Annotated in this window: 26 protein-coding genes; 25 read left to right on the top strand and 1 reads right to left on the bottom strand. The window is 25.3% G+C overall.

Annotated elements, in window-relative coordinates:
- Positions 1-15 precede the first annotated feature (15 nt).
- Entirely contained in the window at positions 16-711 is a 696-nt protein-coding gene (locus BN346_RS18565) for a response regulator transcription factor (RefSeq protein WP_040330556.1), read from the top strand.
- The gene (locus tag BN346_RS18560; RefSeq protein WP_081771075.1) at positions 704-1,786 is read left to right on the top strand and encodes a sensor histidine kinase; all 1,083 of its coding nucleotides are present in this window, start codon (positions 704-706) and stop codon (positions 1,784-1,786) included. The genes BN346_RS18565 and BN346_RS18560 overlap by 8 nt, the downstream gene beginning before the upstream one ends.
- Before the next feature lie 771 nt (positions 1,787-2,557).
- Here BN346_RS18560 and BN346_RS21855 read toward each other — a convergent pair.
- Positions 2,558-2,719: a hypothetical protein gene (locus BN346_RS21855; protein ID WP_162472038.1), complete on the bottom strand. Its 162-nt coding sequence runs from the start codon at positions 2,717-2,719 to the stop codon at positions 2,558-2,560.
- Positions 2,720-3,481: 762 nt separating this feature from the next.
- On the opposite strand from BN346_RS21855, the gene BN346_RS20735 reads away from it, so the two are divergent.
- From BN346_RS20735 to BN346_RS18440, 23 genes are all read left to right on the top strand, one after another.
- On the top strand, positions 3,482-4,447 hold the full coding sequence (locus tag BN346_RS20735) for a retron St85 family effector protein (protein WP_051540517.1): 966 nt from the start codon (positions 3,482-3,484) through the stop codon (positions 4,445-4,447).
- Complete coding sequence (locus tag BN346_RS18545; RefSeq protein ID WP_158644516.1) at positions 4,425-5,309, top strand: retron St85 family RNA-directed DNA polymerase; 885 nt, start codon at positions 4,425-4,427, stop codon at positions 5,307-5,309. The genes BN346_RS20735 and BN346_RS18545 overlap by 23 nt, the downstream gene beginning before the upstream one ends.
- A gap of 348 nt (positions 5,310-5,657) precedes the next feature.
- Positions 5,658-6,116 (top strand): GNAT family N-acetyltransferase, encoded by a 459-nt coding sequence (locus BN346_RS18540; protein ID WP_040330551.1) that lies wholly within the window; start codon positions 5,658-5,660, stop codon positions 6,114-6,116.
- A gap of 376 nt (positions 6,117-6,492) precedes the next feature.
- Positions 6,493-7,149: a TetR/AcrR family transcriptional regulator gene (locus BN346_RS18535; protein ID WP_040330550.1), complete on the top strand. Its 657-nt coding sequence runs from the start codon at positions 6,493-6,495 to the stop codon at positions 7,147-7,149.
- A gap of 76 nt (positions 7,150-7,225) precedes the next feature.
- Positions 7,226-8,524 (top strand): MFS transporter, encoded by a 1,299-nt coding sequence (locus tag BN346_RS18530; protein WP_040330549.1) that lies wholly within the window; start codon positions 7,226-7,228, stop codon positions 8,522-8,524.
- Positions 8,525-8,547: 23 nt separating this feature from the next.
- Positions 8,548-8,883, top strand: coding sequence for a hypothetical protein (locus BN346_RS18525; RefSeq protein ID WP_040330548.1), 336 nt, complete (start codon positions 8,548-8,550; stop codon positions 8,881-8,883).
- Positions 8,884-9,162: 279 nt separating this feature from the next.
- A complete protein-coding gene (locus BN346_RS18520; protein ID WP_040330547.1) occupies positions 9,163-9,939 on the top strand; it encodes a nitroreductase family protein in 777 nt (258 codons plus the stop codon).
- 16 nt (positions 9,940-9,955) lie between these two features.
- A complete protein-coding gene (locus BN346_RS18515) occupies positions 9,956-10,321 on the top strand; it encodes an ArsR/SmtB family transcription factor (RefSeq protein WP_040330546.1) in 366 nt (121 codons plus the stop codon).
- A gap of 87 nt (positions 10,322-10,408) precedes the next feature.
- A complete protein-coding gene (locus tag BN346_RS18510) occupies positions 10,409-10,744 on the top strand; it encodes a hypothetical protein (protein ID WP_040330545.1) in 336 nt (111 codons plus the stop codon).
- A gap of 26 nt (positions 10,745-10,770) precedes the next feature.
- Entirely contained in the window at positions 10,771-11,424 is a 654-nt protein-coding gene (locus BN346_RS18505; protein WP_040330544.1) for an HD domain-containing protein, read from the top strand.
- A 51-nt stretch (positions 11,425-11,475) separates the two neighbouring features.
- A complete protein-coding gene (locus BN346_RS18500) occupies positions 11,476-12,060 on the top strand; it encodes a sugar O-acetyltransferase (RefSeq protein ID WP_040330543.1) in 585 nt (194 codons plus the stop codon).
- A 184-nt stretch (positions 12,061-12,244) separates the two neighbouring features.
- The gene (locus BN346_RS18495) at positions 12,245-12,802 is read left to right on the top strand and encodes a class I SAM-dependent methyltransferase (protein WP_040330541.1); all 558 of its coding nucleotides are present in this window, start codon (positions 12,245-12,247) and stop codon (positions 12,800-12,802) included.
- Positions 12,795-13,472 carry a response regulator transcription factor gene (locus BN346_RS18490; protein ID WP_040330540.1) on the top strand — a complete coding sequence of 226 codons (678 nt, stop codon included), beginning with the start codon at positions 12,795-12,797 and terminating at the stop codon, positions 13,470-13,472. Before BN346_RS18495 ends, BN346_RS18490 begins: the two co-directional genes overlap by 8 nt.
- Complete coding sequence (locus BN346_RS18485) at positions 13,469-14,764, top strand: HAMP domain-containing sensor histidine kinase (protein ID WP_040330539.1); 1,296 nt, start codon at positions 13,469-13,471, stop codon at positions 14,762-14,764. Before BN346_RS18490 ends, BN346_RS18485 begins: the two co-directional genes overlap by 4 nt.
- Positions 14,765-15,002: 238 nt before the next feature.
- Positions 15,003-15,680, top strand: coding sequence for an ABC transporter ATP-binding protein (locus BN346_RS18480; RefSeq protein ID WP_040330538.1), 678 nt, complete (start codon positions 15,003-15,005; stop codon positions 15,678-15,680).
- 14 nt (positions 15,681-15,694) lie between these two features.
- Complete coding sequence (locus tag BN346_RS18475) at positions 15,695-18,202, top strand: ABC transporter permease (protein ID WP_040330537.1); 2,508 nt, start codon at positions 15,695-15,697, stop codon at positions 18,200-18,202.
- Between the two features lie 66 nt (positions 18,203-18,268).
- The gene (locus BN346_RS18470; RefSeq protein WP_040330535.1) at positions 18,269-18,943 is read left to right on the top strand and encodes a response regulator transcription factor; all 675 of its coding nucleotides are present in this window, start codon (positions 18,269-18,271) and stop codon (positions 18,941-18,943) included.
- 4 nt (positions 18,944-18,947) lie between these two features.
- Positions 18,948-19,988: a sensor histidine kinase gene (locus BN346_RS18465; protein ID WP_074432742.1), complete on the top strand. Its 1,041-nt coding sequence runs from the start codon at positions 18,948-18,950 to the stop codon at positions 19,986-19,988.
- Positions 19,989-20,272: 284 nt separating this feature from the next.
- Positions 20,273-21,040 carry an ABC transporter ATP-binding protein gene (locus BN346_RS18460; RefSeq protein WP_040330534.1) on the top strand — a complete coding sequence of 256 codons (768 nt, stop codon included), beginning with the start codon at positions 20,273-20,275 and terminating at the stop codon, positions 21,038-21,040.
- Positions 21,030-23,048 carry an FtsX-like permease family protein gene (locus BN346_RS18455; RefSeq protein WP_040330533.1) on the top strand — a complete coding sequence of 673 codons (2,019 nt, stop codon included), beginning with the start codon at positions 21,030-21,032 and terminating at the stop codon, positions 23,046-23,048. The genes BN346_RS18460 and BN346_RS18455 overlap by 11 nt, the downstream gene beginning before the upstream one ends.
- A 218-nt stretch (positions 23,049-23,266) precedes the next feature.
- Complete coding sequence (locus tag BN346_RS18450; protein WP_040330532.1) at positions 23,267-23,938, top strand: response regulator transcription factor; 672 nt, start codon at positions 23,267-23,269, stop codon at positions 23,936-23,938.
- Complete coding sequence (locus BN346_RS18445; RefSeq protein WP_040330530.1) at positions 23,935-24,960, top strand: sensor histidine kinase; 1,026 nt, start codon at positions 23,935-23,937, stop codon at positions 24,958-24,960. The genes BN346_RS18450 and BN346_RS18445 overlap by 4 nt, the downstream gene beginning before the upstream one ends.
- Positions 24,961-25,030: 70 nt before the next feature.
- A complete protein-coding gene (locus tag BN346_RS18440; RefSeq protein WP_040330529.1) occupies positions 25,031-25,888 on the top strand; it encodes an AAA family ATPase in 858 nt (285 codons plus the stop codon).
- Positions 25,889-25,893 lie beyond the last annotated feature (5 nt).

Raw genomic sequence — 25,893 nt, 5'->3', positions numbered from 1 at the left:
AAAAGAGGAGATATTATGTACAACATTTTAATTGTTGATGATGAAATAGAAATACTTGAACTTATAGAAGTATATCTTAAAAATGATGGGTATAACGTTTTAAAGGCAAGTAATGGGGAAGATGCATTAAAAATAATAGATAATGAAGATGTACAATTAGCTATATTCGATATAATGATGCATGGAGTTGATGGATTACAATTATGCATGAAAGTAAGAAATAAATATAACATACCAATAATAATGTTAAGTGCTAAATCGCAGGATATGGATAAAATAAATGGACTTTCTATGGGAGCAGATGACTATATAACAAAACCTTTTAATCCCATGGAATTATTAGCAAGGGTAAAAGCACAAATAAGAAGATATTTTTATTTATGTGGTGCTAATAAAGTTGAAGATAATAAGGATGTATTAGAAGTTAAGGATTTAACAATTAATAAGAGAAATCATAAGGTATATGCTTATGGAGAAGAGGTAAAATTAACGCCAACTGAATATAAAATATTAGTGCTTCTTGCAACAGAAAGAGGTAAAATATTTGATTCAGAAGAAATATTTAAGAGCATTTGGAAGGAAAAATATTTCGATGGAAATAATACTGTTATGGCTCATATGTGGAGATTAAGGGAAAAAATAGAATATGATCCTAAACAACCTAAAATAATAGAAACTGTATGGGGAGTAGGTTATAAGATTGATGAGTAAAAGTATTAAATTTGATATAATATTTAATTTAATAATATCTGTAATATTAAGTTTTGTAGGAACTTTTTCTTTATTATTTATTGGGATTTTAATAATGCAGTATGCTGATGTAAGTTTATACAATAAGTTTATTAGTGAATATAATTCAAATAACAAATTCATGGTGAGTTTTGTTTTTTTATTATTTAGTATATTTGTAATAAATATGATAGCTATTTTTATAAAAAGAATGGATAAAATAACTGATTATATAAATGATCTTAGTAGAAATGTTAAACTTGTTTCTTCTGGAAATTTAGAAATAAATATTCCAATTAAATCTCAAAATGAATTAGGTGTTTTGGCAAAAGATATAAATAAAATGTCAGAGAGTATTAAACAATTCATGGAAAAAGAAAGACAATGGGAAGAAAACAAAAACAATTTAATTACGAATATTTCGCATGACTTAAGAACACCATTAACTTCTATAATTGGATTTTTGAGCATTATAAAAAACAAAAAATATAATAATGAAGAAGAATTGGAACATTATTCAGAAATAGCATATTTAAAAGCCACTGAGCTCAAGATATTAGTAGATCAATTATTTGAATTTACAAAAATATCAAATTGTGATAGTAGATTAAATATAAAAAATATAAATGTATGTGAATTGATAGAACAAGTTGTTGTTGGGTTTATACCAACTTTTGAAGAAAATCAAATGGAATATAGAGTGAAAGCAGAAGATAGAAAAATATTAGTAGAAGCAGACCCCATATTATTGGCTAGAGCTTTTGCAAATATTATTAGCAATGCAATAAAGTATGGCAAGGATGGTAAAGTTATTGAAGTTAATATTAAAAATCATGATGGGAAAGCAAAAATAGATTTTATTAACTTTGGCGAAAAAATTGATGAGAACGATATAAATAATATATTCGATAGAATGTTTAGGATAGAGAAAAAAGATAATAAAATAGAAGGAAATGGTTTAGGTTTAGCTATATGCAAAACAATAATTGATAAGCATAATGGAAGTATAAGCGTAAAGAGTAATGATGAAAAAACTATATTTAGTATAATTATATAAATACTTTAGAGTGTCATATACATAAAACTATTTATATTCATTACCATTATGTAAAAATATAAAATTAGAAATCCAAATAATAAAAAAGTTTAAAACGCTATTCTGTGAAAATTTCAAAGAAGCTGTAAATATCTTTAAATTTAATTTTAAAGACTACCTGTTGAAGCGACATCCTTGTCTGGTGCAACAGCTAATCCATCCTTGGATTAGGTCTTAAAAATAGAATAAAAATATATAACAGCTTCTATTTCAATTTTCAATGAATAACTTATTTAAATTTTTCATTATAAAAATAAAAAAGTAATACAAAAAATTTAAAAATATATAAGTGAAAGTTTTAAAGTAGGTTAATTTAGAATAAGAAATAGAGAACCGTATCATAAGTAAAATTTAATTTACAAATTGTGTTACATTAAATTTAAAGTGAAAGGTAAATAGGAATTTGTATATGAGTTAAGAAGTAAGAGAGAAAAGTGAAGAGTTAAGGTGAAAATCCTAAAGGATTTCTTTTTAAATATATTCAAATTCAGCTTTGCTGAATTTATTCATTAATTTTTCACTCTTTATTTTTACTTTTTAACTAATTAGTAAATTCAAATTTATAGGGGTGTTAAATATTAAAAAATTATTTATGTTTATTTTTTATAAAAATTTGATATAATATAAATAAGAAAAGCTTAGTGCGTCAACACTAAGCTAAGTCTTAGAACATTTATTTTGTTTTAGGGCTATTGGATGAATTTAATTAAATATTAATTTCTAGAAAAAGTGCTACTCTTTGAAGGATGGGGCACTTTTTTCTTTGCTCTTAATCTCAATATCAAGACCAATAAATTTTATTGAAATCTTTAAATAATGAATGAAAAGATTATGTTTTAAAACTAATCTTATAATATAAATAGCGAAAAAGCCTTTTATAATTAATTCTAGCATATCCAATACCACCCCCTAACTATGATGAAATATCACCAATAGTCCAAGGGGGATAAAACGGTCAAAACCCCCGTAGCCATCCACTACGGAATTCTTAATTTCTATTTTAGAATTATACCATAATTATGTAGAATATATACACAAGAATAAAATGGAAAATATTAATAATGAAGAAATTTAAAACGCTATTCTGTGAAAATTTCAAAGAAGCTGTAAGTATCTTTTAATTTAATTTTAAAGACTACCTGTTTAATCGACGTCCTTGTCTTGTGCAACAGCTAATCCGTCCGTGGATTAGATCTTAAAAATGAAATAAAAATATATAACAGCTTCTAATTCAATTTTCAATGAATGGCTTATTTAAATTTTCCATTATAAAAATACAAAAAGTAATACATAAAATTTTAAAATATAGAAGTTAAAGTTTTAAAGTAGGTTAATTTAGAATAAGAAATAGAGAACCGTATCATAAGTAGTATATAATAAAAAATACAAGAGTATAATTTTGCGAAAAGATATAATGTAAAATATTGATTAATAAGTAATTAAATTGTATAATATAATTAGAGCTTTAGTATTAATCGTATGGTATATTCTTTTAGATATACTGTGCTCCTTTGAGTTGAGTTCAGAGGATGAGATATTGGTAGCATTCTGGCAAATAAAATTGCAACTTAATTATGCACCGCATAATTAAGTCACACTTTCATTTGCCTTGTGCTTTAATGTAAAGCTCTTTTTTTATGCAAATGGGGGAATATTATGTCAATTTTAAATTCAAAAAATATTCAAAATATAATAGATAAGTTATCATACAGTAGAAGAAAAAATAAATTTGTAAGTAGCGAGATACCTAAGTTTGTTTTCGTGTGTGGAAAACAGATAATAAATGAGTCAGGAGTTGTTATTGATAGTAAACAATTGAATGAGAATGAAAATAAAAGACAATTCTTAATTGATAAGCTATCATCAAAAACATTAATATGTACAATATCAGAAAAAATATACGATAGTAGTTCTATGATTGATACACTAACATTTGAAGAGTTATTAGCTGAGCTTAGTGAAGATATTATAATTATAATAGAAAGTCCTGGAACAATTTGCGAACTGGGAGCATTTACAGTTAAAAATAAATTTTTTGAAAAACTTATTGTAATAAATGATAAAAGGTATAAGGATGAAAAATCATTTATAAATGAAGGACCTATAAGAAAAATATATATAAATGATGAAGAAAGATGTATATTAGTTGACGATGAATATAAATTATTCAAAAGTAATTTTCAACTTAATGATTGTATAAAAAGGATAAAGGAGAAAAAAATTACTATTAACCCTAATAATAACAATAAAAAAATAGATTTAAGGAACTTAATTTATGAATTATTAAATATTGTGGAGCTATTTCAGCCTATAACAAAATATGAACTTTTTTATATTTATAAGAGAGTTAAAGAAATATCTAACTATGATATTGAAAATAGAGAAAAACATAAAATTAATTCTCCGAGTGAAGTAATTAAGCTGATGAATAATATGAATTTAATTAGTGTAGAAGGGGAATATATAAAGAAATATGGCAATTATACATATTATAATACCTTGTTTAACATAAATAAAGAGAAGTATAATGAAATTAGAATGAGAATTCTTTATGATATGAGAAAAAATTGCTCTGAAAGATTGTGGGGTGATGATGATAATGATATTAGAATTAATGAGTAAAGATTTAAATTTAGATGAAGAATTTATATTAAAAATATCAAAAAAAAATACTGCTTATAAAAAATATAGAATTAAGAAAAAGAAGAGGGGGTATAGGACAATATATCATCCTAGTAAAGAACTTAAATTAATGCAATATTGGTTGGTAAAGAGAATTTTTTCAAAGTTTCCTATTAGCGACTATAGTACAGCATATTCACAAGGAAATTCAGTTAAGAAAAATGCATTAATGCATAAGAATTCTAATTATATGTTGCATTTAGATATAACTAATTTTTTTGAAAACATATCACATTATCACCTGGACAAACTTCTAAAGAAAATCGATAATATCAATAGTGAAGATATTGAGTTAATAAAGAATATAGTTTTTTATAATGGTGAATACTTAGTAGTTGGAAGTGTTTCATCTCCTATTATTTCTAATTGTGTTATGTATGATATAGATGAAGAAATAATAAATAAATGTATTATGGGGAAACATTTAATATATACTAGGTATGCTGATGATATTATAATATCTGGTAAAGATTATATAGATGAAAATATAATTAAAGATATTATGAGAATATTAAATAAAAACAAATTTATTCTTAATGATAATAAAACATACTTTATGAATAAAAAATCTAGACGAGCTGTTACCGGGATAGTTATAGACAATAATAATAATTCGTTATCAATTGGAAGTAAAAAGTATAGAGAGATTAAAAGAGAAATATATAGATTATTAATTAAAAATGAAGGAAATAAAGATAGGATATTAGGATATTTATCATATATAAGAGATGTTGATATAAAAAGATATAATAATTTAAAAAATGTATATAGTAAATACGACAAAAATAATATTTTATTTTAATATTTTATATGGACAGTATATATATTAGTTAAAAATTAAAAAAGAATAATGTTTTTATTTAGTTAAGGCATTCTAGTAGTAGGATGCTTTATTATTTTTATTTTGAATAACAATGTATGTATGAAAAGTAAACTATACTATATCTGTATAATTGTGTATTTAGAACCTCACTTTTAGGTACTACGGAGAACTGTATTATAAGTAGTCGCAAATTTTTTATTTAAATTCTGAGTATGAAAATCAACAGATTCAAAATATTGGTATTGTGTTTATGTCTAAGGTATAATAATAATTAACTATTGTAGAAGAGTGCGAAGTGAGATTTATAAATGTAAGGTGGTGAAAGATATGAGAGTAAGAAAGTTGGGTAAAGAGGATATGGACCTTCTTATAAAGATTCGTATGGATTATTTGTTTGCAGAAAAAGGTGTGTTTTCTGATGAAGAAGTGCAGGATATTAGAAAAAAGTTAGAAGAATATTTTACTAAATATCTTAATAAGGGATTTATTGCTATGATTGCAGAGAATGAAAATGAAGTATTAGCAACTGCATTTATGTCAATGGTGGAAAGACCTCCACTAATAGCGTTTTCATCATATCTTGTGGGTACGGTATACAATGTTTTTACATATCCTCAATATAGAGGACAAGGCATTGCAACGAAAGTTATGAATGAACTTTTATCGGAAGCAAAGTTATTAGGCGTTGTTGCAGTTGATTTAATGTCAACTGAAAAAGGGAAATCATTATATAAAAATTTTGGATTTCAAGTATCAAGTTATACATCAATGAATAAGTTTCTCTAAATCTCGTAAAATAGTATAATCATAAACTTTATTGATTCAGAATATTCATATATTTAATATTGTTAAATAAGGAATGTAAAAAAGTATGCTAAAATCATTTGATTAGCATACTTTTTTTACAGAAATCGTTGTAGCTATACATATAAATAAATTCAACCAAGCTGAAGCCTAATATACATTAAAAGAATTCCCTTTAGTGATTCCAAATAGCAAATCTTCACTATTAACTTTTCGTCAAATTTTAATTTGTATTGGGGATATATGTTAAATAAAAATCAATATAATTTATAAATTATTAGTACAAGATATTGACATTGATAAAAAGAAATGATAATTTTAATACATACCGAACGAAAGTATGTAAAGGGGGATTGTTATGGCAAGAAATAAAAATCCAGAGATTACAATAAATCGTATATTAGATACTTCCATGGATTTATTCTTAAAAAAAGGCTATGATAATACAACTATACAAGATATTGTAGATGAACTTGGTGATTTAAGTAAGGGTGCAATTTATCATCACTTCAAATCAAAGGAAGAAATAATGGAAGCGGTAATACCTAGAATTTATAGAGGTTCTGATGAAGATTCCTTAGAACTAGAAAAAATTACTTATGAAAATGGGTTAGATAAGTTAAAAAAAGTGTTAATTACATCGTTAAAGAATCCTGCTCAAGAAAGGCTTATTAAAGCAGCACCTAATTTAATGAAAAATCCAAGGATATTAACACAGCAGCTTTTTGATGTTATAGAAACAATAGTACCTAATGTAATTGAACCAATTATTAGAGAAGGTATGAATGATGGATCTATAAAAACTAACAATCCCAAAGAGGTTGCAGAAAGTTTTCTTATATTGATGAATGTGTGGTTAAATCCATCTATATTTTTTGTTAGTAAAGAAGAATTCAGACAAAAGTTTGAGTTTTTAAAAGATGTATTAATAGGCTTGGGAATTCCAGTTTTAGATGATGAATTTCTAGAGGTAATGGAAAAGTACCGTAGTATTATTGAAAATAGTAAAAAATAACTGCCTAATTGGCAGTTTAATTTTAAAAAAATACATACCAAACGAATGTATGTAAAATATTTAGGAGGATAATAATATGGAAAATAAAATAAAATTTTTAAACAAAAACTTTACACTAATGGTGATAGGGCAAATAATATCTCTTTTTGGGAATTCAATTTTAAGGTTTGCTTTACCATTATATCTTTTAGAAGAAACAGGTTCAGCTGCATTGTTTGGGTTAGTATCAGCATGTTCATTCATTCCAATGATTTTATTAACTCCATTTGGTGGAATTATAGCTGATAGAGTAAATAAAAAATATGTTATGGTGGTATTAGATTTTATTACAGCATTATTAATGATTGGTTTTACAATTTTTATTGGAAGTTCAAATTTAGTAATATTAATAATTATAACTTTGATGATTTTATATGGAATACAGGGAGCATATCAACCGTCAGTACAAGCTAGTTTACCTTTTTTAGTAGATAAAGAAGATTTGCTTAAGGGAAATGCAATTATTAATCAAGTTAGTGCTTTAGCAAGTTTAATCGGGCCAATAATAGGTGGACTTTTATATGGAGTATATGGATTAATTCCAATATTGCTAGCAAGTATAGTATGTTTTATTTTAGCTATAATTATGGAAATGATTATGAAAATACCATATGTAAAAAATGAAACTACAGATAGTATAGTTTCAATAGTGAAAAATGATATAAAAACGAGTGTAAGTTTTGTTGTGAAAGATAAACCAGTATTATTTAGAACTATTGTTATAATTTCACTTTTTAATTTAGTTTTAACTGCCATGATAATAGTAGGAATACCAGTAATTATCACAACTGTATTAAATATGTCTAGCCAAGCCTATGGAATAACACAAGGTGTTATAGCTTTAGGGGGATTATTTGGAGGCATTTTAACAGGGTTATTAGTTAAAAAATTGAAAATATCTAATAGTTATATAATATTATTTTTAGATATATTAGCATTAATTCCTATGGGCTTAGTTCTTATGTTTGAAATACCAACTAATATTTCATATATTATTATAACTATTTGTTGCTTCTTTATTATGACGGTATCAACTATATTTAGTATCCAGATGATAACTTTTATACAAGGAGAAACACCAGGAGATTTAATAGGAAAGGTAATGTCAATTTGTTTAACAATAGGTATGTGTGCCCAACCAATAGGACAATTAGTATATGGATATCTTTTTGAGATATTAAGAGATAATATTTCATTAATAATTTTTGGAGCATTTATAGCAGGAGGAATAATAGTATTTATATCAAAAAAAGTTTTTAGTGAATTGGAATCTTTATCTGTAGTAGGTGAAAAAGAATTAGATATAAAAGATAGCACTATGAAGGAAATAAATTAAGTTATAGGGGTTGAGGTTGACATATGGAAAAAGGATTAAAAATAGTAGGATATACAATAATGAAGATATTTAATATTTTAATAGGATTACCATTAGTATTTGCAGGAACATTAGTGGTTTTATCAATATGTTTAGTAGATTTAATACTTCTATTACTACCAGTTTTTTTAGTATTAAATGTAGTTTTAAAAGATATATGTGTTGTAGTTGTTCCGAATAGTTTAGGGTTACAGCTTGTATTTACTATTTTAGGAACACTAATGGGATATTATTTACAAAGAACATTAAAGGTATATATTCCAAAATGGTTCAAGGGAGTAAAAGTATATATAATTAGAAGTGTAACTTTTCATTATTAAGAATAAATTAGAAGAATTCTATTTAGTATAGCTATTTATGATTGAATACGGAGTAAATGAAATTTATAGCCTTAGGTATTTAAATATATTGCCTAAGGTTATGTTTGTCAGAAGAGTGTTTGTATACTTAATATAGCAAACAGATAAGAATGCTTAGAATAATTCCAAATATGTATATTAAAAATTTAATGGTAAACAAATTCTTTACCAATGAATATAAATAATATTTAAATGCTACAATAGTTTAAACAAATAAACGAAAGGAAGATGAATATATTTATGAAAGAAAAGCACATAATTGAAGTTAATAGAAATCTTTGTATTGGATGTGGTCTTTGCAAAAATGATTGTCCGGTAAATAATATTGAAATGAAAGATAAAAAATCAGTAATAAAAAATCAAGAGTGTATAAAGTGTGGTCATTGTGTAGCTATTTGTCCCAAGGCGGCTATTACAATGAATGGGTTTGATGAATCACCAATTGAACTTGTAAAACAGCCTAAGTTAGATTCCAATGAATTGTTAATGTCAATTAAAGCAAGAAGAACAATTCGTAAGTTTAAAGATAAAGAAGTACCTTTAGACATTATAAAGCAAATTATTGAGGCAGGTCGATTTACACCTAGTGCTAAAAATGCACAAGATGTATCATACATTGTTTTAAAAGATCATAAGGAAAAGTATGAGGAAGTTGCAGTGAAGTTTTTTAGAAGAATAAAACCAATTGCAAGTATTTTTATGAAAGATGCAAAGGAAGTTACAATTGATGATAATTTCTTTTTCAAGAAAGCATCTATTGCAATAATGGTACTAACAAAGGATAAGATTAGTGGTTCACTTGCAGCATCCAATATGGCATTAATGGCAGAGTCTTATGGATTGGGTGTATTGTATAGTGGATTTTTCTCAGAGGTTGTAAAACATTCATCAAAGTTACGAAAAATTTTAAATGTAAAGAGTAAGAATCATGTAGTTACAACTCTTGTAATTGGATATCCAGATGTGAAATATAGACGGACTGCACAAAAAGAAACTGCTAATGTTAATTATTTATAAAGATTAGGAGAAACTTATGGAAAAAGAATGTCAGGAAAGATTAAAAGAAATAACATGCAAATTTAAAATATGTCGTAAAGCTTTCTCTGCTATGGGTGATGAGACTAGACAGTTAATTTTGATTACACTTTTAGAGAGTGAATTTAATGGAATTAGAGTAGGGGAGATTACGAAGAAGACGCATCTTTCGCGCCCAGCTGTATCACATCATCTTAAAATATTGAAAGAAGCAGAAATTGTGAATGTACGTAGAGAAGGTACAAAAAACTATTACTATCTTGATTCAAATGAATCCCAGTGGCAAACACTAACAGAGCTAATAAATCTTATATTTAATGGAATACAACATATTGGAAAAGATGATTTAAGAAAAGAGGAATAAACTACTGTAACCGTGCAAAAAATTATATGTTCAAGAGATTAAGAAAACAAGTTTAAAGCAAAATGGGAATTTGTAGAGGTGATTATAATGGCAAAGCATGAGTTTGGACTTATGCAAATTGAACCACAATATAAAGAAAGATTTGATGAGTCTCAACCCAACAAATATAATTGTATTAAGGTTGATGATGAGTTTATTGAACCAATTTTAATAGAATTAGAAAGCTTGAATTGTTATTGGCATACTCTTCAAGTTGAAGGAAAAGGTATTGCATATTGTGGAATTACACTTATACCACCTGAGTCAATGGATAATTTAACGAAAATTTTAGTAGCACAAAATAAATTAGAATATAATGAGTTAATTCTTTTATGTAAAAAGGCAAGAGAAGAAAATAAATATATAATTCATTTTGGAATATAAATTGTTATTTAAAAGAGGTTAAAGAAATGAGTAAGTTTGAGCAAATAGTAAATGATGAGAAGATTATTCAACAGTATAATAAGATATCTGAGTTTGAAGATTTAGATAAAGGGTGGGCACATCATAATTTAGAACATGTAAAAAATGTTTCAAAGTTAGTTGAAGTTTTATTGAAAAAATTAAATTATGATGAGAATTTTATAGAAGAAGCAAAGATAGCAGCTATATTACATGATGTTGGTGCAGTAGAAGGTAAAAATAATCATGCCTTACGAAGTTATGAGTTTGCTAAAAAGTATTTTGATGAAAATAATATTTTATTAAAAAATAGAGAGTTAGTTTTAGATTCAATAAAAAGCCATAGTGATGGATTTAATAGTGATAATATTATGACTTTAACATTAATTATAAGTGATAAACTAGATATAAAACATACTAGAGTTGCAAAAGAAGGATATAATGTAAAAGGAATGAGGCAGTTACAATATATAAAAGATATATTAGTTGATATTTATAATAAAAATTTAGAAATTAAATTTATCTGTGATGATAAAATTAACATAAATGAATTAGAAGAATTTTATTTTATGATTAAAGTGTTTAGAGCAATAAAAACTTTTTCGGAAAAAATGAATTTAACACCTAAGGTATTTTTAAATAATTGTAAATGGGAGTACTAGAATAATATTAAATTTAAAGTAGAATATAAATGGGTTAGTGAGGAGATTGTTATGACTGAAAGGGAGAAAATGCTAGCAGGAGAACTTTATGACTGTGGAGATGATGAACTAATTAAACAATGGCATAAAGCTAAAGATTTAATTAGAGAATACAATAATTGTATATCATCTGATATGAATACTAAAAATAGAATTTTAGATAATTTACTTGGAGGTAAAGGAAAGAATCTTTGGATTACAGCTCCATTTTTTGTTGACTATGGAAATAATATTTACTTTGGGAATAATTGCGAAGTTAATATGAATTGTACTTTTTTAGATGATAATAAAATAACTATTGGAAACAATGCATTAATTGCACCAAATGTTCAAATATATACAGCATTTCATCCAACGAATGCAAAGGATAGGTTTGGAAAAACTAAAGAAGATGGTTCATTTGAGTTTTGTAAGACTAAAACAGCACCAGTAGTTATAGGTGATAATGTGTGGATTGGTGGTGGTGCAATAATAATGCCAGGAGTAACAATTGGAGATAATGTTGTAATAGGTGCAGGAAGTGTTGTTACTAAGAATATTGCTTCTAATAAGGTGGCTTATGGTAATCCATGTAGAGTTGTTAGAGAAAATACTTAATAGAAAATAGTAGCATCCAATTATAATTGGGACTATTATTTTTTTTGAGTGTGCACACATTTATGTTAACAAATTTAATGATTAATAAGTAAATTATTAAGAAATCTTAAAACATTTATAGAGATTTACTTAAACAATTATTTTTATAATTAATAAAAAAGAATTTGTGGAGGTAATACTTATAATGTTTATAATAGAATATATTAAAAATCCTAGATTGGTAGGTGCAATTGCTCCAAGTGGTAGATATTTAGCTGATAAAATGGTGAATGAGATTAATTTTAATAAAGCTAAGTGTATAGTGGAATTTGGACCAGGAACAGGAGTTTTTACTGAAAAAATATTATCAAAAGTAAAAGAAGATACAAAAGTTTTATTAATTGAAGTAAATAATGAATTTTATAATATTTTAAAAGAGAAATATGGTTATAAGAATAATGTAATAATAATCAATGATAGTGCTGAAAATATTGATATAATATTAAAACAGAATAACATAAAAAATGTGGATTACATTTTATCAGGACTTCCATTTGCATCATTGCCTAAAGAAATTTCAAGAACAATTTTAAATAAAACAGCAAAAATAATTAATGAAAAAGGATGTTTCATAACTTTTCAATATTCATTATTCAAATTAAAACTTTTCGAAAACTACTTTTGTAGTATTAATTATAAAAAGGAGATACGAAATTTACCACCAGCATATATCTTACAATGCAGAGGAGAGAAAAATGGGTAAAAATATATTAGTAGTTGATGATGACAAAGACATTAGAGAACTTATAGCTGTTTATATGAAAACAGAAAATTTTAATGTAGATAATGCATCTAATGGAGAAGAAGCTTTAAAACTAATTGAAGGAAAGAAATATGATTTAGTTATTTTAGATATAATGATGCCGAAAGTTGATGGTTTACAAACTTTAATAGAAATAAGAAAAAGTTACACTATGCCAGTAATTTTTTTAACAGCAAAAGACGAGGAAATAGATATGATAAAGGGGTTAGCTTTAGGGGCAGATGATTATATAGCAAAACCTTTTAGTTCTATGGAGTTAATTGCAAGGGTTAAATCGCATTTAAGAAGATATACTATTTTTAATAACTCAGATAAGAGTTTGATAACTATAGGAGATTTGAAGGTAGACACTGATATGAGAAGTGTAGTAGTGGAAGGCAAGGAGATAAATTTAACGCCAACAGAATATAAAATATTAGAGTTATTGTGTAAAAACAGAGGGATGGTTTTTAGTGTTGAACAAATTTATGAAAACATTTGGAGAGATAAGTATGCTGTAGGAGATACATCTATCATGGTTCACATAACTAAACTTAGACAAAAAATAGAGAAGGATCCTAAAACTCCAGAATACATAAAAACTGTATGGGGTGTAGGGTATAAAATATGAAAAAGAAAATAAATATAAAATATAATTTAATACTAGGAATATTTATAGGATTTTTTTTAGCTCAGTTAGTAATGGCAGAGGGATATGCAATTTTAGTTAGAAAGCAACAAAATAATGGAACATTGGAAATGGGATTAACTTATACAGACACGAAGTTTTTAAAGATAATATCAATATTGGTTTTTGTATTAACAGTAGCTATTTTTTGTACAAAAAGACTTAGACAAATTAATTTAAATAAAATGAGTATATATTTATTGTCAGTTGTAATAATTTCGGTAATAGTAGCTATTGAAGGGGTTATGATTTTAGTAGCAATTGTATTAAAGTTAAATCCTAATATCAAAAACCTTATAGAAATTAACTATTTTATATCAGTGAATTTCTTCTTTATTATGTGTTTTATAGGAATAGCTATATTTTTAGCTACATTTATTTTTTTTGTAAATAGAAAAGTTAAGTATATAAAGTTTATAACAAAGGAAGTCAATGTTATTAAAGAAAAGGGATTTGGGACAACAATTGAAATAAAAGGCAAGGATGAATTATCTAAGTTATGTAAGAGTATAAATGATATGTCCATAGAACTTGGGAAAAAGATAGAAAATGAAAAGAAGATAGAAAATAATAAAAATGAGCTTATCACTAATATTTCTCATGATTTAAAAACACCATTAACTTCTATAGTTGGTTATTTAGAATTATTAAATAATAAAGATATTAATGAACAAGATAAAGAGAAATATATTAAAATAGCATATAATAAAAGTTTAAGACTTAAAGAATTAGTTAATGAACTTTTTGAATACACTAAGTTAACTGATAATAATATAAAAATAGATAAAGTAAAATACAATATTTCAAGTCTAATTAATCAAATAGTTGGTGAAAGTATATTAAGTTTTCAAGAAAATAATATAGAAGTAATATTAGAAAATCCATACAAAGATTTATATTATGATATAGACCCTAAGTTATTTGTACGTGTTATTGAGAACTTAGTAAAAAATGCTGAAAAATACAGTGATCCAAATTCAATATTTAAGGTAATAATTGAGAAAAAGATAGAAGATATAGAAATATTGTTTATAAATCATTGCGAAGGCTTAAATGAAAAAGAGTTAGAAAAAATATTTGAAAAGTTTTATAGATTAGATAAAGCAAGAAGTAGTGACAATGAAGGTTCAGGGTTAGGGTTAAGTATAGCAAAAAGAATAATAGAATTACATGGTGGAGATTTGACTGTAGAAAATAAAAATAAAGATATAATATTTAAGATTACTTTGTATTAAGAGCTATGTTAAAAATAATAAAATAGTATTTTAATTAAGGTTACTATATATAGTAGTAATTAAATTTGTTTGGATAGGTTTTAAATAGTCTATCCTATTTTTATGCATAAAATTATGATATAAAAGTTGAAGTTTAGAAGTGAAAAAATATTATAAATAAAATTACACTGTAAGAAGATTGTAAGAAGTATTGTTTAGAATAGAATTATAGGAAATAAGAAGTTTGGGAGTGAGATAAATGTATATTTTAAAAACAGAAAATTTAGTTAAGATATATGGTGAAGAACCTAATGTGGTTAAGGCATTAGATGGAATAAGTATAGATGTAAATGAAGGTGAGTTTGTTGCAATAGTAGGTACTTCAGGAAGTGGAAAGTCAACTTTATTAAATATGCTTGGTGGACTTGATAAACCTACTAGTGGAGAGACTATTATAAATAATAAAAGATTAAGTAGTATGAAAGATGAAGAACTTACAATCTTTAGAAGAAGAAGTATTGGATTTATATTTCAAAATTATAACTTAGTACCTATATTAAATGTTTATGAAAATATTGTACTTCCAATAGAATTAGATGGAACTAAGATTGATAAACATTACGTTGATTCAATAATAGATACATTAGGATTAAAAGAAAAACTAAGCAATATGCCTAATAATTTATCTGGTGGACAACAGCAAAGGGTTGCAATTGCAAGAGCATTGGCTACAAAACCAAGTATTATACTTGCAGATGAACCTACTGGAAATCTTGATAGCAAAACAAGTATGGATGTTATAGGACTTTTAAAAACAACAAGCAAAAAGTTTAATCAAACTATGGTTATGATTACCCACAATGAAGAAATAGCACAACTTGCTGATAGAATTGTAAGGATAGAAGATGGAAAAGTTGTTGTTAAAAATAATAAGTAATGTGGGGGTAAAAAATGAAGATTGAAAATAATAATAAAGAAATTATACAAAGAATAACAAAACGCTCACTAAAAACTAATAAAGTAAGAAATATCTTTGCAATTTTAGCAATAATATTAACTACATTTATGATTTCTTCTGTATTTAGTGTTGGTATAAGTTTTGTGAAAAATTATAAAACAATGAATACGCGTTTACAGGGGACTACAGCAGATACTTATTTACAAAGGCCAACATCTGAGCAAATAAATAAAATTAAAGATTTAAATATATTTAATAGTACAGGATCTGAAATTAATGTTGGAAAAGTTCACTTAGATAATTTAAGGGAAAATAGAACAGGTGTAATATTAAAATATCATGATAAGGACAACTTTAAAAATCAAATATCACCTGCACTTGGAGATATAAAAGGAAGCTATCCAGAAAGTAATAATGAAATTATGATATCAAGATTAGCTTTAGAATTACTTAATAAAAATAATTCTAAAATTGGAGATAAAATAGACATTCCATGTAAAATAAATGATGAAGTTAAGAATGAAAGTTTTACTATAAAAGGAATTTTTACTTCTTATGGATTAACTCAAGATGTTGGTTATATATTTGTTTCTGAAAAATTTGTTAGCGAAAATAATTTAACTATAGAAAAAAATGGATTATTTTCTATGAAAACAAAAAAGGATTATATGAATGCATCATCTGATATATTAAGTAAAGAAGTTAAACTTAATAAAAATCAAAAATTTGATTATTCTTATGCAGTTGATGATTTAACAGAACAAGCAATAAGTATTGCTATTATAGTTTTAGTAATTGTATCATTTATAATATTAAGTGGATATCTTTTAATTTATAATGTTTTTTATATTGCAGTTACAAAAGATATTAATTTTTATGGACTTTTAAAAACTATAGGTTCATCACCAAAACAAATTAAGAAGATAGTTAAAGGTCAAGCTTTACGACTTTCTATAATAGGAATTCCAATAGGATTAGCAGTTGGAGCAATTGTTTCCTTTGGAATAGTTCCAGCTGTTATGGCAATGTTTTTTAGTGGAACATCAAAATTGGCAATGCCAGGCGATGTGTCATTCAGCCCATTAATATTTATATTATCAGCATTATTTTCGTTAATAACAGTAATAATAAGTTGCAGAAAGCCAGCTAAAATAGCTGGAAATATTTCTCCAGTTGAAGCATTACGTTATACAGGAGCAAAAGCTAAAAAGCAAAAGAAAAATAGAAATACAACTAATGGTGGTAAACTTCATAAGATGGCTTGGTACAATGTATTTAGAGATAAAAAAAGAGCTATATTAGTATTTTTATCATTATTTATGGGTATAATTGCATTTTTAAGTGTTAACACATTTATAGACAGCATAAAAGTGGAAAATTATATAAATGAATATGTTCCAAATGACTTTGAACTTCAAAATGAAAATGCAACAGAAGGAAAAATGGATAATGATGTTTTAGATAACATTAAAAATATGACAGGTGTAGAAGAAGTAACAGACTTTAAGATTAGTACATTACGTTTAACTATGAATAATGACATAATAGTGCCATCACTAAAAAGTAGTTTTGAAAGATTTGGTCAAGAAGAAGAAAATGTTGATTTATTTATTGAAAATAGTAAAGAGAATCCTGAGTTTTTAGATACTAATGTAATTGGAATAGATGACAAAACTATTGAAAAAATAAATAAAAATAATAATGATAAATTTGATGTAGAGGCATTTAAAAATGGAGATTTAATACTTATAAGCAATTGGTACTATGGAGATAAGTATAAAGATATAAAAGGAAACCTTACAATTAATAATACTAAGGAAAAAATATCGCAAACATTTAATACACAAGTTATTAAATTTGATGATAGTTTGCCAGATGGACTGCCTACTCCATTAGGAATACCAACTATTTATATGAGTCAATTAGCACTAGAAGGATTAGATAAAAAATCTTCAAATTATGTTTTATATGTAAATGTAGATGATAAATATGAAGAGCAAATAAAAGCTAGTTTAGAAAAAATATCAAAAAGTCAGGGTTTAATGCTAGAATCAAAAACTGGAATGACAGAACTATTTAATAAAACTTCCATGGTGCAAAGAATTCTTGGTGGTGGAATTTCAATTATATTAATACTAATAGGTATTTTAAACTTTGTTAATGTTATGATTACAGGAGTAAATATAAGGTTAAAAGAACTTGCTGTTATGGAAAGTATAGGTATGACTAAAAAGCAGATTAAAAAAATGCTTACATTTGAGGGAGTTTACTATGCTGGGATAACAATGGCATTAATATACACAATAGGAATTGGAATTATATTTGGAGTGTCTGTGTTAACAAAAAATGTAGCAGATTATGCAGTATTCACATTTCCAACAGTACAACTTGTAACTTTAACAATTATAATATTTGTTATATGTTTAGTAACTCCAGTTATGGTATTTAAATCATCATCAAAGGAAAGTGTAACAGAAAGAATTAGAAAAATAGAAAAATAGACTATTATAAAAGTGGTAGATGGTTATCTACCACTTTTGTTATAATTCATAATAAGAGGTGATATAATGGCAACTATTTTAATTATAGAGGATGATAGAATTTTAAATAGAGGAGTTTCTTTTGCTTTAAAAAAGGAAGGCTATGATATTCTTTCAGCATATACAAAACTAGAGGGAAAACAAATAATATTAAATAATAAAATAGATTTTTTACTTTTAGATATTAATTTGCCAGATGGAAATGGTATAGAACTATGTACAGAAATTAGAGAAAAGGTTAGTTTTCCTATAGTATATTTTACTGCAAATGACACGGAAGAAGATATGGTTAAAGGTTTTGAAAGTGGATGTGATGATTATATAGCCAAGCCTTTTTCAGTAGAGTTATTAAAACATAAAATAAGCGCAATGCTTAGAAGAAATACTATAGTTAATAATAATATATTTGAGTATAAAGATTTAAAAATAGATTTTGATAAAATGGCGATTTGGATTAAAGAAAAAGAAATTGCATTAACGGCTACAGAATATAAACTTTTAGAATTACTTGTAAGAAATAAGGGGAAGGTTCTTACTAAAGAAATGTTATTAGAAAAGCTTTGGGATAATAGTGGTAACTTTGTTGATGAAAATACTTTAAGTGTAAATATAAGAAGACTTAGAAAGAAAATAGAATTTGACTCTAAAAAGCCAGAATATGTAGTAACTGTATTTGGTATTGGATATATATTTGGAGAATAAGATTATGAAGGATTCATTTAAAAAAGAAAATTTTATAAATAAATTAAATATTATTTTGAAAGCTAGTGTAATTATAATTAGTATTTTTTTTGTTGGATTAATATTATTTTTAACGAGAAGTATAAAATTAACTACTATAGCAAGTGTTTTTTCAATATTAATAATTTTAATAATGTTTGCATATGAAAAGATATATAAAATTTATATGCAAAATATATTTGTTCAGTTATCAGACATGTTAGATGCTATTATAAATATGAGAAATGAAAATATATTTTCTACAACAGAAGATACAGTACTTTCTAAGTTACAATATCAAACTATAAAATTAACTAATATACTTAAAAGTAAAAATAAAAAAATAGAAGATGAAAGAAATGAGATTAAATCTCTAATATCAGATATAGCACATCAATTAAAAACACCTCTTACTAATTTAAAAATGTATGGAGAGTTTTTACAGGATGAAAGTTTAACTGACGAAGAAAGAAAAGAATTTTCTGAGGTGATAAATACATCTTTAAATAGATTAAGTTTTTTAGTTGAAAGTATGATTAAAATGTCTAGATTAGAGAGCGGAGTTATTCAATTAAAAACTCATAAAAATAATTTAAATGATACAGTGTTGATGGTTATAGGACAAATTCAAAAAAAGGCAAAAGAGAAAAATATAGAAATTAAATTAGAAGAAATAGATAAGATAGAGCTTAATTATGATAAGAATTGGATATCAGAAGCAATACTAAATATTTTAGATAATGCAGTAAAATACACTGGGAAAAATGGAGAAATTCAAATTACATTACAAAGTTATGATATATTTTCTAGAGTGGATATTAAGGATAATGGAATGGGAATAGAGGAAAATGAAATACCTAAAATATTTTCAAGATTTTATAGAGGTAATAATACATTAGATGTTGAAGGAATAGGAATAGGACTTTATTTAAGTAGAGAAATAGTAGATAAACATGGAGGATACATTAAAGTAAAATCAAATGAAAATGAAACAATATTTTCAGTGTTTTTACCTAATAATATATAATAATTAGTAAGATAGAGTTTGAAAATAGCCTATCTTATTTTTATGTAATAATTTATTTTTTAATACTAAATTAAAACAACTATAAAATTTTTCAAAAGAGAAACATTACAAAAATGTAGCATTAATGAAAAGCAAATCAATATTATAAAAACGGAACAAAATATATAATGTATTCATAAGGTTTATAAAAATTAAAATTTAGTATAGCAAAAACATATGCAGATAAGAAGTAAGATTAAGGAAATATTTAATAAAAAAATTTATTATAAGGGAGAGTAAGTCTTATGAAAAATATATTAAGTGTAGAGAAGATAGAAAAATATTATGGAAATAAGGGCAATATTACAAAGGCTTTAGATAATATTAGTTTAAAAGTTTATGAGGGCGAGTTTGTTGGTATAATGGGTCCTTCAGGAAGTGGTAAAACAACTCTTTTAAATTGTATTTCAACAATAGATGAAGTTACTGCGGGAAAAATTATAATTAATGATAATGATATTACAAGATTAAAATCAAAACAGTTAGATAAATTTAGACAAAATGAGTTAGGGTTTATATTTCAAGATTTTAATTTATTAGATACATTAACAGCTTATGAAAATATAGCATTAGCATTAACCATTAAAGGGGAAAAACCATCAGAAATAGATAAAAACATTAAGGAAGTTGCTGGATATTTAGATATTCAAGAAATACTTTCAAAATATCCTTATCAAATGTCAGGTGGACAAAAGCAAAGGGTTGCATCAGCTAGAGCAATAGTAACAAAGCCATCATTGATATTAGCAGATGAGCCAACAGGAGCACTAGATTCTAAATCTTCAAGACTGTTATTAGAACGATTTGAAAAGCTAAATAAAGAGTTAAATGCAACTATTTTAATGGTAACACATGATGCTTTTACAGCAAGTTATGCTCATAAAATTTTATTTATTAAAGATGGCAAGATATTTACTGAAATAGTAAGAGGAAATGATTCAAGAAAAGAATTCTTTAATAGAATAATTGAAGTAATAACTCTAATTGGGGGGGATGACAGTAATGTATTCTAAAATGGCTTTAAAAAATGTTAAAAAAAGTTTTAAAGATTATACAATTTATTTTTTAACATTAACATTGTCAGTTTGTATATTTTATAGTTTTAACTCCATAGGAGCTCAAAAAGCTTTACAGGAAGTTTCTTCAAGTGGAAAAGAGTTTACAGAAACAATAACAGCTATCATATCATATATATCTATTTTTGTTTCTATTATACTAGGTGGACTAATTCTTTATGCAAACAATTTTCTTATAAAAAAGAGAAATAAGGAACTTGGAATATACATGACATTAGGAATGGGAAAAAATAAAATTTCAAGGATATTAATAATGGAAACATTAATAGTTGGAGTTATGAGTCTTATAAGTGGATTATTACTAGGAATTATAGCATCACAAGGACTTTCCGTACTAATATCTAAAATGTTTTATGTTTCTATGAATGATTATAAATTTGTAATATCAGTTTCAGCTATTTATAAAACAATATTATATTTTGGTGTAATGTTTTTACTTGTAATGATATTTAATACTATAGTAATTTCAAAATATAAAATAATAGATCTTTTAACAGTAGGAAGAAAAACACAAGATATAAAAGTTAAAAATCCATTGATTTTTCTAGGTACATTTATTATTTCAATTAGTTCACTTGTTATTGCATATAAATTTGTTTTATCAGTTGGAGTTAACATAGACAACCCTAAGTTTACTATCTCTATAATTTTAGGAGTTGTTGGAACTACATTATTTTTCTTTAGTTTAGCAGGCGCTATTTTATTCATAGTAAAAAGAAATAAAAATATATATTTTAATAAATTAAATATTTTTACTGTTAAACAGATAAATAGTAAGATAAACACTAACTTTATTTCAATGTCAGTAATATGCTTAATGCTTTTCTTAACAATTTCTATTTTATCTACAGGAATTAGTTTTAAAAACACAATAGAAAAAGGATTAGAGGCTTCAACACCATATGATGTAAGTATGCGTGGGTATGGTGATGATGAGAATTTAACTACAATTTTAGATTTTCTGAAGAAAATGGATTTTGAAATAGATGAAAAATCTGAGTATGTAGAATTTAATCAGTATGGAAAAGGATTATATGTAAGAGATTTAATTCCTTTAGAAGGAGTGAAAATAGTATCTGGTGCAGATGTGAAATTTGTTAAACTTTCTGATTACAACAAGTTAAGAGAACTTAGAAATGAAGAAACTTTTACATTAGAAAATGATGAAGTTTTGGCAATTTCAGATTCAGCAAAAGTTATTCCAGTGTTAGATAAATTGATAAAAGATAGAGAAAAAATTAAGTTTGATAATAATGACTATTCTATAAAGAATAAAAAAGTAATAGAAGAGAATTTAGTGACTGATTATCCAGAAATGTTTAAAAAGAATTTCTTAACTATAGTTACTAATGATAGTATTTTGAGTGATGCTGAAATTATGTTAAAAAATATTAATATAAATTATAATGATGGTGATAGTAAAGCTGAAGATAAGAGATATAAAGAACTTTCTAGAAAGAGATATAGTAGAGATTTAATGAGTATGGAAACAAATAAAGATGATTTAGGACTTGTTATGATAAATACAAGAACAGATATTTATGATAATAATAAAAGTGTTACAACTATTATGTTATTTGTGGGAATGTATATAGGAATAGTGTTCCTAATCAGTAGTATGGCAATTTTAGCACTTCAACAGTTATCAGAAGCAAGTGATAGTGTTGAAAGATATGAAGCTATTAAAAAATTAGGTGCAAGTAAAAAAGATATAAATAAAACTATATTTACACAGACTTTAGTATATTTTAGTTTACCTGTAATTTTAGCCATAGTTCATTCTATTGTAGGAATAAAAGTAGCATGTGGATTTTTAACTATGTATAATAGGCCAGATATAGGAGGTTCTGCATCATTAACAGCAGGAATATTCTTAGTGATTTATATAGGATATTTCTATGCAACTTATACTGGATATAAAAATATAGTAAAAATGGGGCTGTAGCATAAGCTACAGCCTTTTTACAACCTTATATCCCAACCTAAGACCGCCAAGGTTAAAACCTCGGCTACAAGGGAAAATAAAGTATTAATTACAAAGGAGAACGAAATCTCAGTTATAAAGAAAAAGGAAGTTTGCAGTTATGAAGGAAGGAAATAACACAAAACATTGAAAAGAGAAGTATTTATGTTAAGATAATTATGAAAATAGGAGGTGTATTTATGTTTAAAATTACTATTATAGAAGATGATGAAGTTATAAGAGAAGAACTAAAAAGCTTTTTAGAGAATTATGGATACATGGTAAAAGCACCTGTAGATTTTAAAAATATATTAAATTTCTTAGAAAATGAAGACAGTGATTTAATACTTCTAGATATTAATCTCCCAGTTTATGATGGTTATTACATTTGTAGAGAAATTAGAAAAAAATCTGATGTACCAATAATTATAGTAACAAGTAGAGATAGTGATATGGATGAGCTCATGAGCATGAATTTAGGTGCAGATGATTTTATAACTAAACCATATAATACACAAATTCTTTTAGCAAGGATTTCTGTATTATTGAAGAGAACTCATGGAAATAACAATATGAAAGCTATTTTAACTTATAAGGATTTTGAAATTAATTTATCTAATGCTACCATAAAACACATGGGAAAAGAAATGGAACTTACAAAAAATGAAGTTAAAATAATGTCTTGTTTAATAGAAAACAAAGGCTCAATAGTTTCTAGAGAAAGACTTATGGAGTATCTTTGGAACTCTGATTATTTTGTAGATGATAGTACATTATCTGTTAATGTAGCTAGACTACGTAAAAAACTAGAGAATATAGGTATAAAAAATGCAATAGAAACAAGAAGAGGACTAGGTTATATAATGCCATGAAGATAAGAGATTATATTAAAGATAAAGGTGTATTTTTGATTGTTAACTTTATTATATTCTTAGTCATAACTATAAGTATGATATTTTATGGAATTAGTTTTGTATTTATATTTATATTAGGATGTATTTGGTTTTTACCACTCTTAAGTTATATGGCTATAGATTATATAAAATTTAAAAGATACTTCTCAAATATAGAAAGTATCTTAGAGAATTTAGATAAAAAGTTTCTATTTCCAGAATTATTGGAGAAAGAAACTTTTGGTGTAGGAGAAAAATTTAATGAAGTTTTAAAAGAAATAAGTAGAGGAATGTATGAACACCTTAAGTATTACAAGGACATACAAATAGATTATAGAGAATATATAGAAATGTGGGTTCATGAAATAAAGACACCTATAGCGTCAACGAAGCTTTTAATAGAAAATAATAATAGTAATGAGACTGTTAAGAAAATAGATAATCAAATTAATAAAATAGAAGGATTTGTAGAGCAGGTATTATATTATTCTAGAAGTGATGATGTTGAGAAAGATTATATAATAAAAGAAATTGATTTAAATGAAGTTGTTAAAGGTGTAATAAAAAGAAATTCTAGAGATTTTATAAATAAAAAAATAAAATTAAAATTAGAGAATATTTATGAAACTGTGTATTGTGATTCTAAATGGATTGAATTTATTTTAAACCAAATAATAGTAAATGCTATAAAGTATTCTAAAAATAAAGGTGCTATAATAAGTGTTAAATCAATTGAGCTAAATAATTCAATTGTATTAATCATTGAAGATAATGGTGTTGGAATAGAGGAAAGAGATATATTAAGAGTATTTGAAAAGGGGTTTACAGGGGAAAATGGAAGGGTATTTGGGAAAAGTACTGGACTTGGACTATATTTATGCAAAAAAATGTGCGATAGATTAGGGGTAGGCTTAGAGATTAAATCTAAAGTAGATAAGGGAACAGAAGTAAATATAATATTTCCTAAGTGTAAAGTAATAGCAGAATGTAAAGATATATAATATTTAATTTTTAAATATTAGTGACAGTAAATAGGTTAAGATTTATAAAAATATGAGAGGAAAATAATATATGTTATATTTAAATACGTTTATATTTCCAAATGCAGATATGGAGTTTGATTTTATAATTGAAGAGAAAAGAAATTGTTACGATTCTTTTTATCCATTTAAAATACTATCTAAAAATGAATTTGAAAGAATTGATTTTGAGCCAATTACTATTTTGTATGGAGGAAATGGTTCAGGAAAATCAACAGCATTAAATGTAATAGCTGAAAAGACTAAGATAAATAGAGATTCTATTTATAATAAGTCTAATTTCTATTCAGATTATGTTAGGTTATGTGATGTGTATGTTGAAAATGATATTCCAGATAATAGCAGGATTATAACTAGTGATGATGTGTTTGATTATATGCTTAACATTAGAAATATTAATGAAGGAATTGATGAAAAAAGAGATGAACTTTTTGAAGAATATTTAGAGGCCAAGTATTCTAGTTTTCAGATGCAATCCATAGAAGATTATGAGGAGTTAAAAAAAATAAATAATGCTAGACGAAGAACACAATCTAAATTTGTAAGAGAAAACTTAATGGATAATGTAAGAGAATATTCAAATGGTGAAAATGCATTTAGATATTTTATTGAAAAGATTGATGAAAATGGATTATACATATTAGACGAGCCTGAAAATAGTCTTTCACCTAAACGTCAATTAGAGTTGGTTAAGTTTATTGAAGATAGTGCAAGATTTTTAGATTGTCAATTTATTATATCAACACATTCACCATTTATACTTGCAATGAAGGGAGCAAAAATATATAATCTTGATGAAAATCCTGTAAGCATAGAAAAATGGACGGATTTAGAAAATGTGCAAATATATTATAAGTTTTTTAATGAACATAAAAATGAATTTAAATAAATAAA

The sequence above is a fragment of the Clostridium ihumii AP5 genome, from assembly GCF_000612845.1.
In the GTDB taxonomy this organism is placed as follows: Bacteria; Bacillota; Clostridia; order Clostridiales; family Clostridiaceae; genus Clostridium_J; species Clostridium_J ihumii.
Note: the sequence above shows the minus strand (reverse complement) of the source record. Positions and strands in the feature narration are given on the sequence as shown.

What these genes read in the sequence shown, in the direction of transcription:
- BN346_RS18565 (WP_040330556.1), top strand. Translation starts at nt 16, where the DNA reads ATGTACAACATTTTAATTGTTGATGATGAAATAGAAATACTTGAACTT.
- BN346_RS18560 (WP_081771075.1), top strand. Translation starts at nt 704, where the DNA reads ATGAGTAAAAGTATTAAATTTGATATAATATTTAATTTAATAATATCT.
- BN346_RS21855 (WP_162472038.1), bottom strand. Translation starts at nt 2,719, where the DNA reads ATGCTAGAATTAATTATAAAAGGCTTTTTCGCTATTTATATTATAAGA.
- BN346_RS20735 (WP_051540517.1), top strand. Translation starts at nt 3,482, where the DNA reads ATGTCAATTTTAAATTCAAAAAATATTCAAAATATAATAGATAAGTTA.
- BN346_RS18545 (WP_158644516.1), top strand. Translation starts at nt 4,425, where the DNA reads ATGATATTAGAATTAATGAGTAAAGATTTAAATTTAGATGAAGAATTT.
- BN346_RS18540 (WP_040330551.1), top strand. Translation starts at nt 5,658, where the DNA reads ATGAGAGTAAGAAAGTTGGGTAAAGAGGATATGGACCTTCTTATAAAG.
- BN346_RS18535 (WP_040330550.1), top strand. Translation starts at nt 6,493, where the DNA reads ATGGCAAGAAATAAAAATCCAGAGATTACAATAAATCGTATATTAGAT.
- BN346_RS18530 (WP_040330549.1), top strand. Translation starts at nt 7,226, where the DNA reads ATGGAAAATAAAATAAAATTTTTAAACAAAAACTTTACACTAATGGTG.
- BN346_RS18525 (WP_040330548.1), top strand. Translation starts at nt 8,548, where the DNA reads ATGGAAAAAGGATTAAAAATAGTAGGATATACAATAATGAAGATATTT.
- BN346_RS18520 (WP_040330547.1), top strand. Translation starts at nt 9,163, where the DNA reads ATGAAAGAAAAGCACATAATTGAAGTTAATAGAAATCTTTGTATTGGA.
- BN346_RS18515 (WP_040330546.1), top strand. Translation starts at nt 9,956, where the DNA reads ATGGAAAAAGAATGTCAGGAAAGATTAAAAGAAATAACATGCAAATTT.
- BN346_RS18510 (WP_040330545.1), top strand. Translation starts at nt 10,409, where the DNA reads ATGGCAAAGCATGAGTTTGGACTTATGCAAATTGAACCACAATATAAA.
- BN346_RS18505 (WP_040330544.1), top strand. Translation starts at nt 10,771, where the DNA reads ATGAGTAAGTTTGAGCAAATAGTAAATGATGAGAAGATTATTCAACAG.
- BN346_RS18500 (WP_040330543.1), top strand. Translation starts at nt 11,476, where the DNA reads ATGACTGAAAGGGAGAAAATGCTAGCAGGAGAACTTTATGACTGTGGA.
- BN346_RS18495 (WP_040330541.1), top strand. Translation starts at nt 12,245, where the DNA reads ATGTTTATAATAGAATATATTAAAAATCCTAGATTGGTAGGTGCAATT.
- BN346_RS18490 (WP_040330540.1), top strand. Translation starts at nt 12,795, where the DNA reads ATGGGTAAAAATATATTAGTAGTTGATGATGACAAAGACATTAGAGAA.
- BN346_RS18485 (WP_040330539.1), top strand. Translation starts at nt 13,469, where the DNA reads ATGAAAAAGAAAATAAATATAAAATATAATTTAATACTAGGAATATTT.
- BN346_RS18480 (WP_040330538.1), top strand. Translation starts at nt 15,003, where the DNA reads ATGTATATTTTAAAAACAGAAAATTTAGTTAAGATATATGGTGAAGAA.
- BN346_RS18475 (WP_040330537.1), top strand. Translation starts at nt 15,695, where the DNA reads ATGAAGATTGAAAATAATAATAAAGAAATTATACAAAGAATAACAAAA.
- BN346_RS18470 (WP_040330535.1), top strand. Translation starts at nt 18,269, where the DNA reads ATGGCAACTATTTTAATTATAGAGGATGATAGAATTTTAAATAGAGGA.
- BN346_RS18465 (WP_074432742.1), top strand. Translation starts at nt 18,948, where the DNA reads ATGAAGGATTCATTTAAAAAAGAAAATTTTATAAATAAATTAAATATT.
- BN346_RS18460 (WP_040330534.1), top strand. Translation starts at nt 20,273, where the DNA reads ATGAAAAATATATTAAGTGTAGAGAAGATAGAAAAATATTATGGAAAT.
- BN346_RS18455 (WP_040330533.1), top strand. Translation starts at nt 21,030, where the DNA reads ATGTATTCTAAAATGGCTTTAAAAAATGTTAAAAAAAGTTTTAAAGAT.
- BN346_RS18450 (WP_040330532.1), top strand. Translation starts at nt 23,267, where the DNA reads ATGTTTAAAATTACTATTATAGAAGATGATGAAGTTATAAGAGAAGAA.
- BN346_RS18445 (WP_040330530.1), top strand. Translation starts at nt 23,935, where the DNA reads ATGAAGATAAGAGATTATATTAAAGATAAAGGTGTATTTTTGATTGTT.
- BN346_RS18440 (WP_040330529.1), top strand. Translation starts at nt 25,031, where the DNA reads ATGTTATATTTAAATACGTTTATATTTCCAAATGCAGATATGGAGTTT.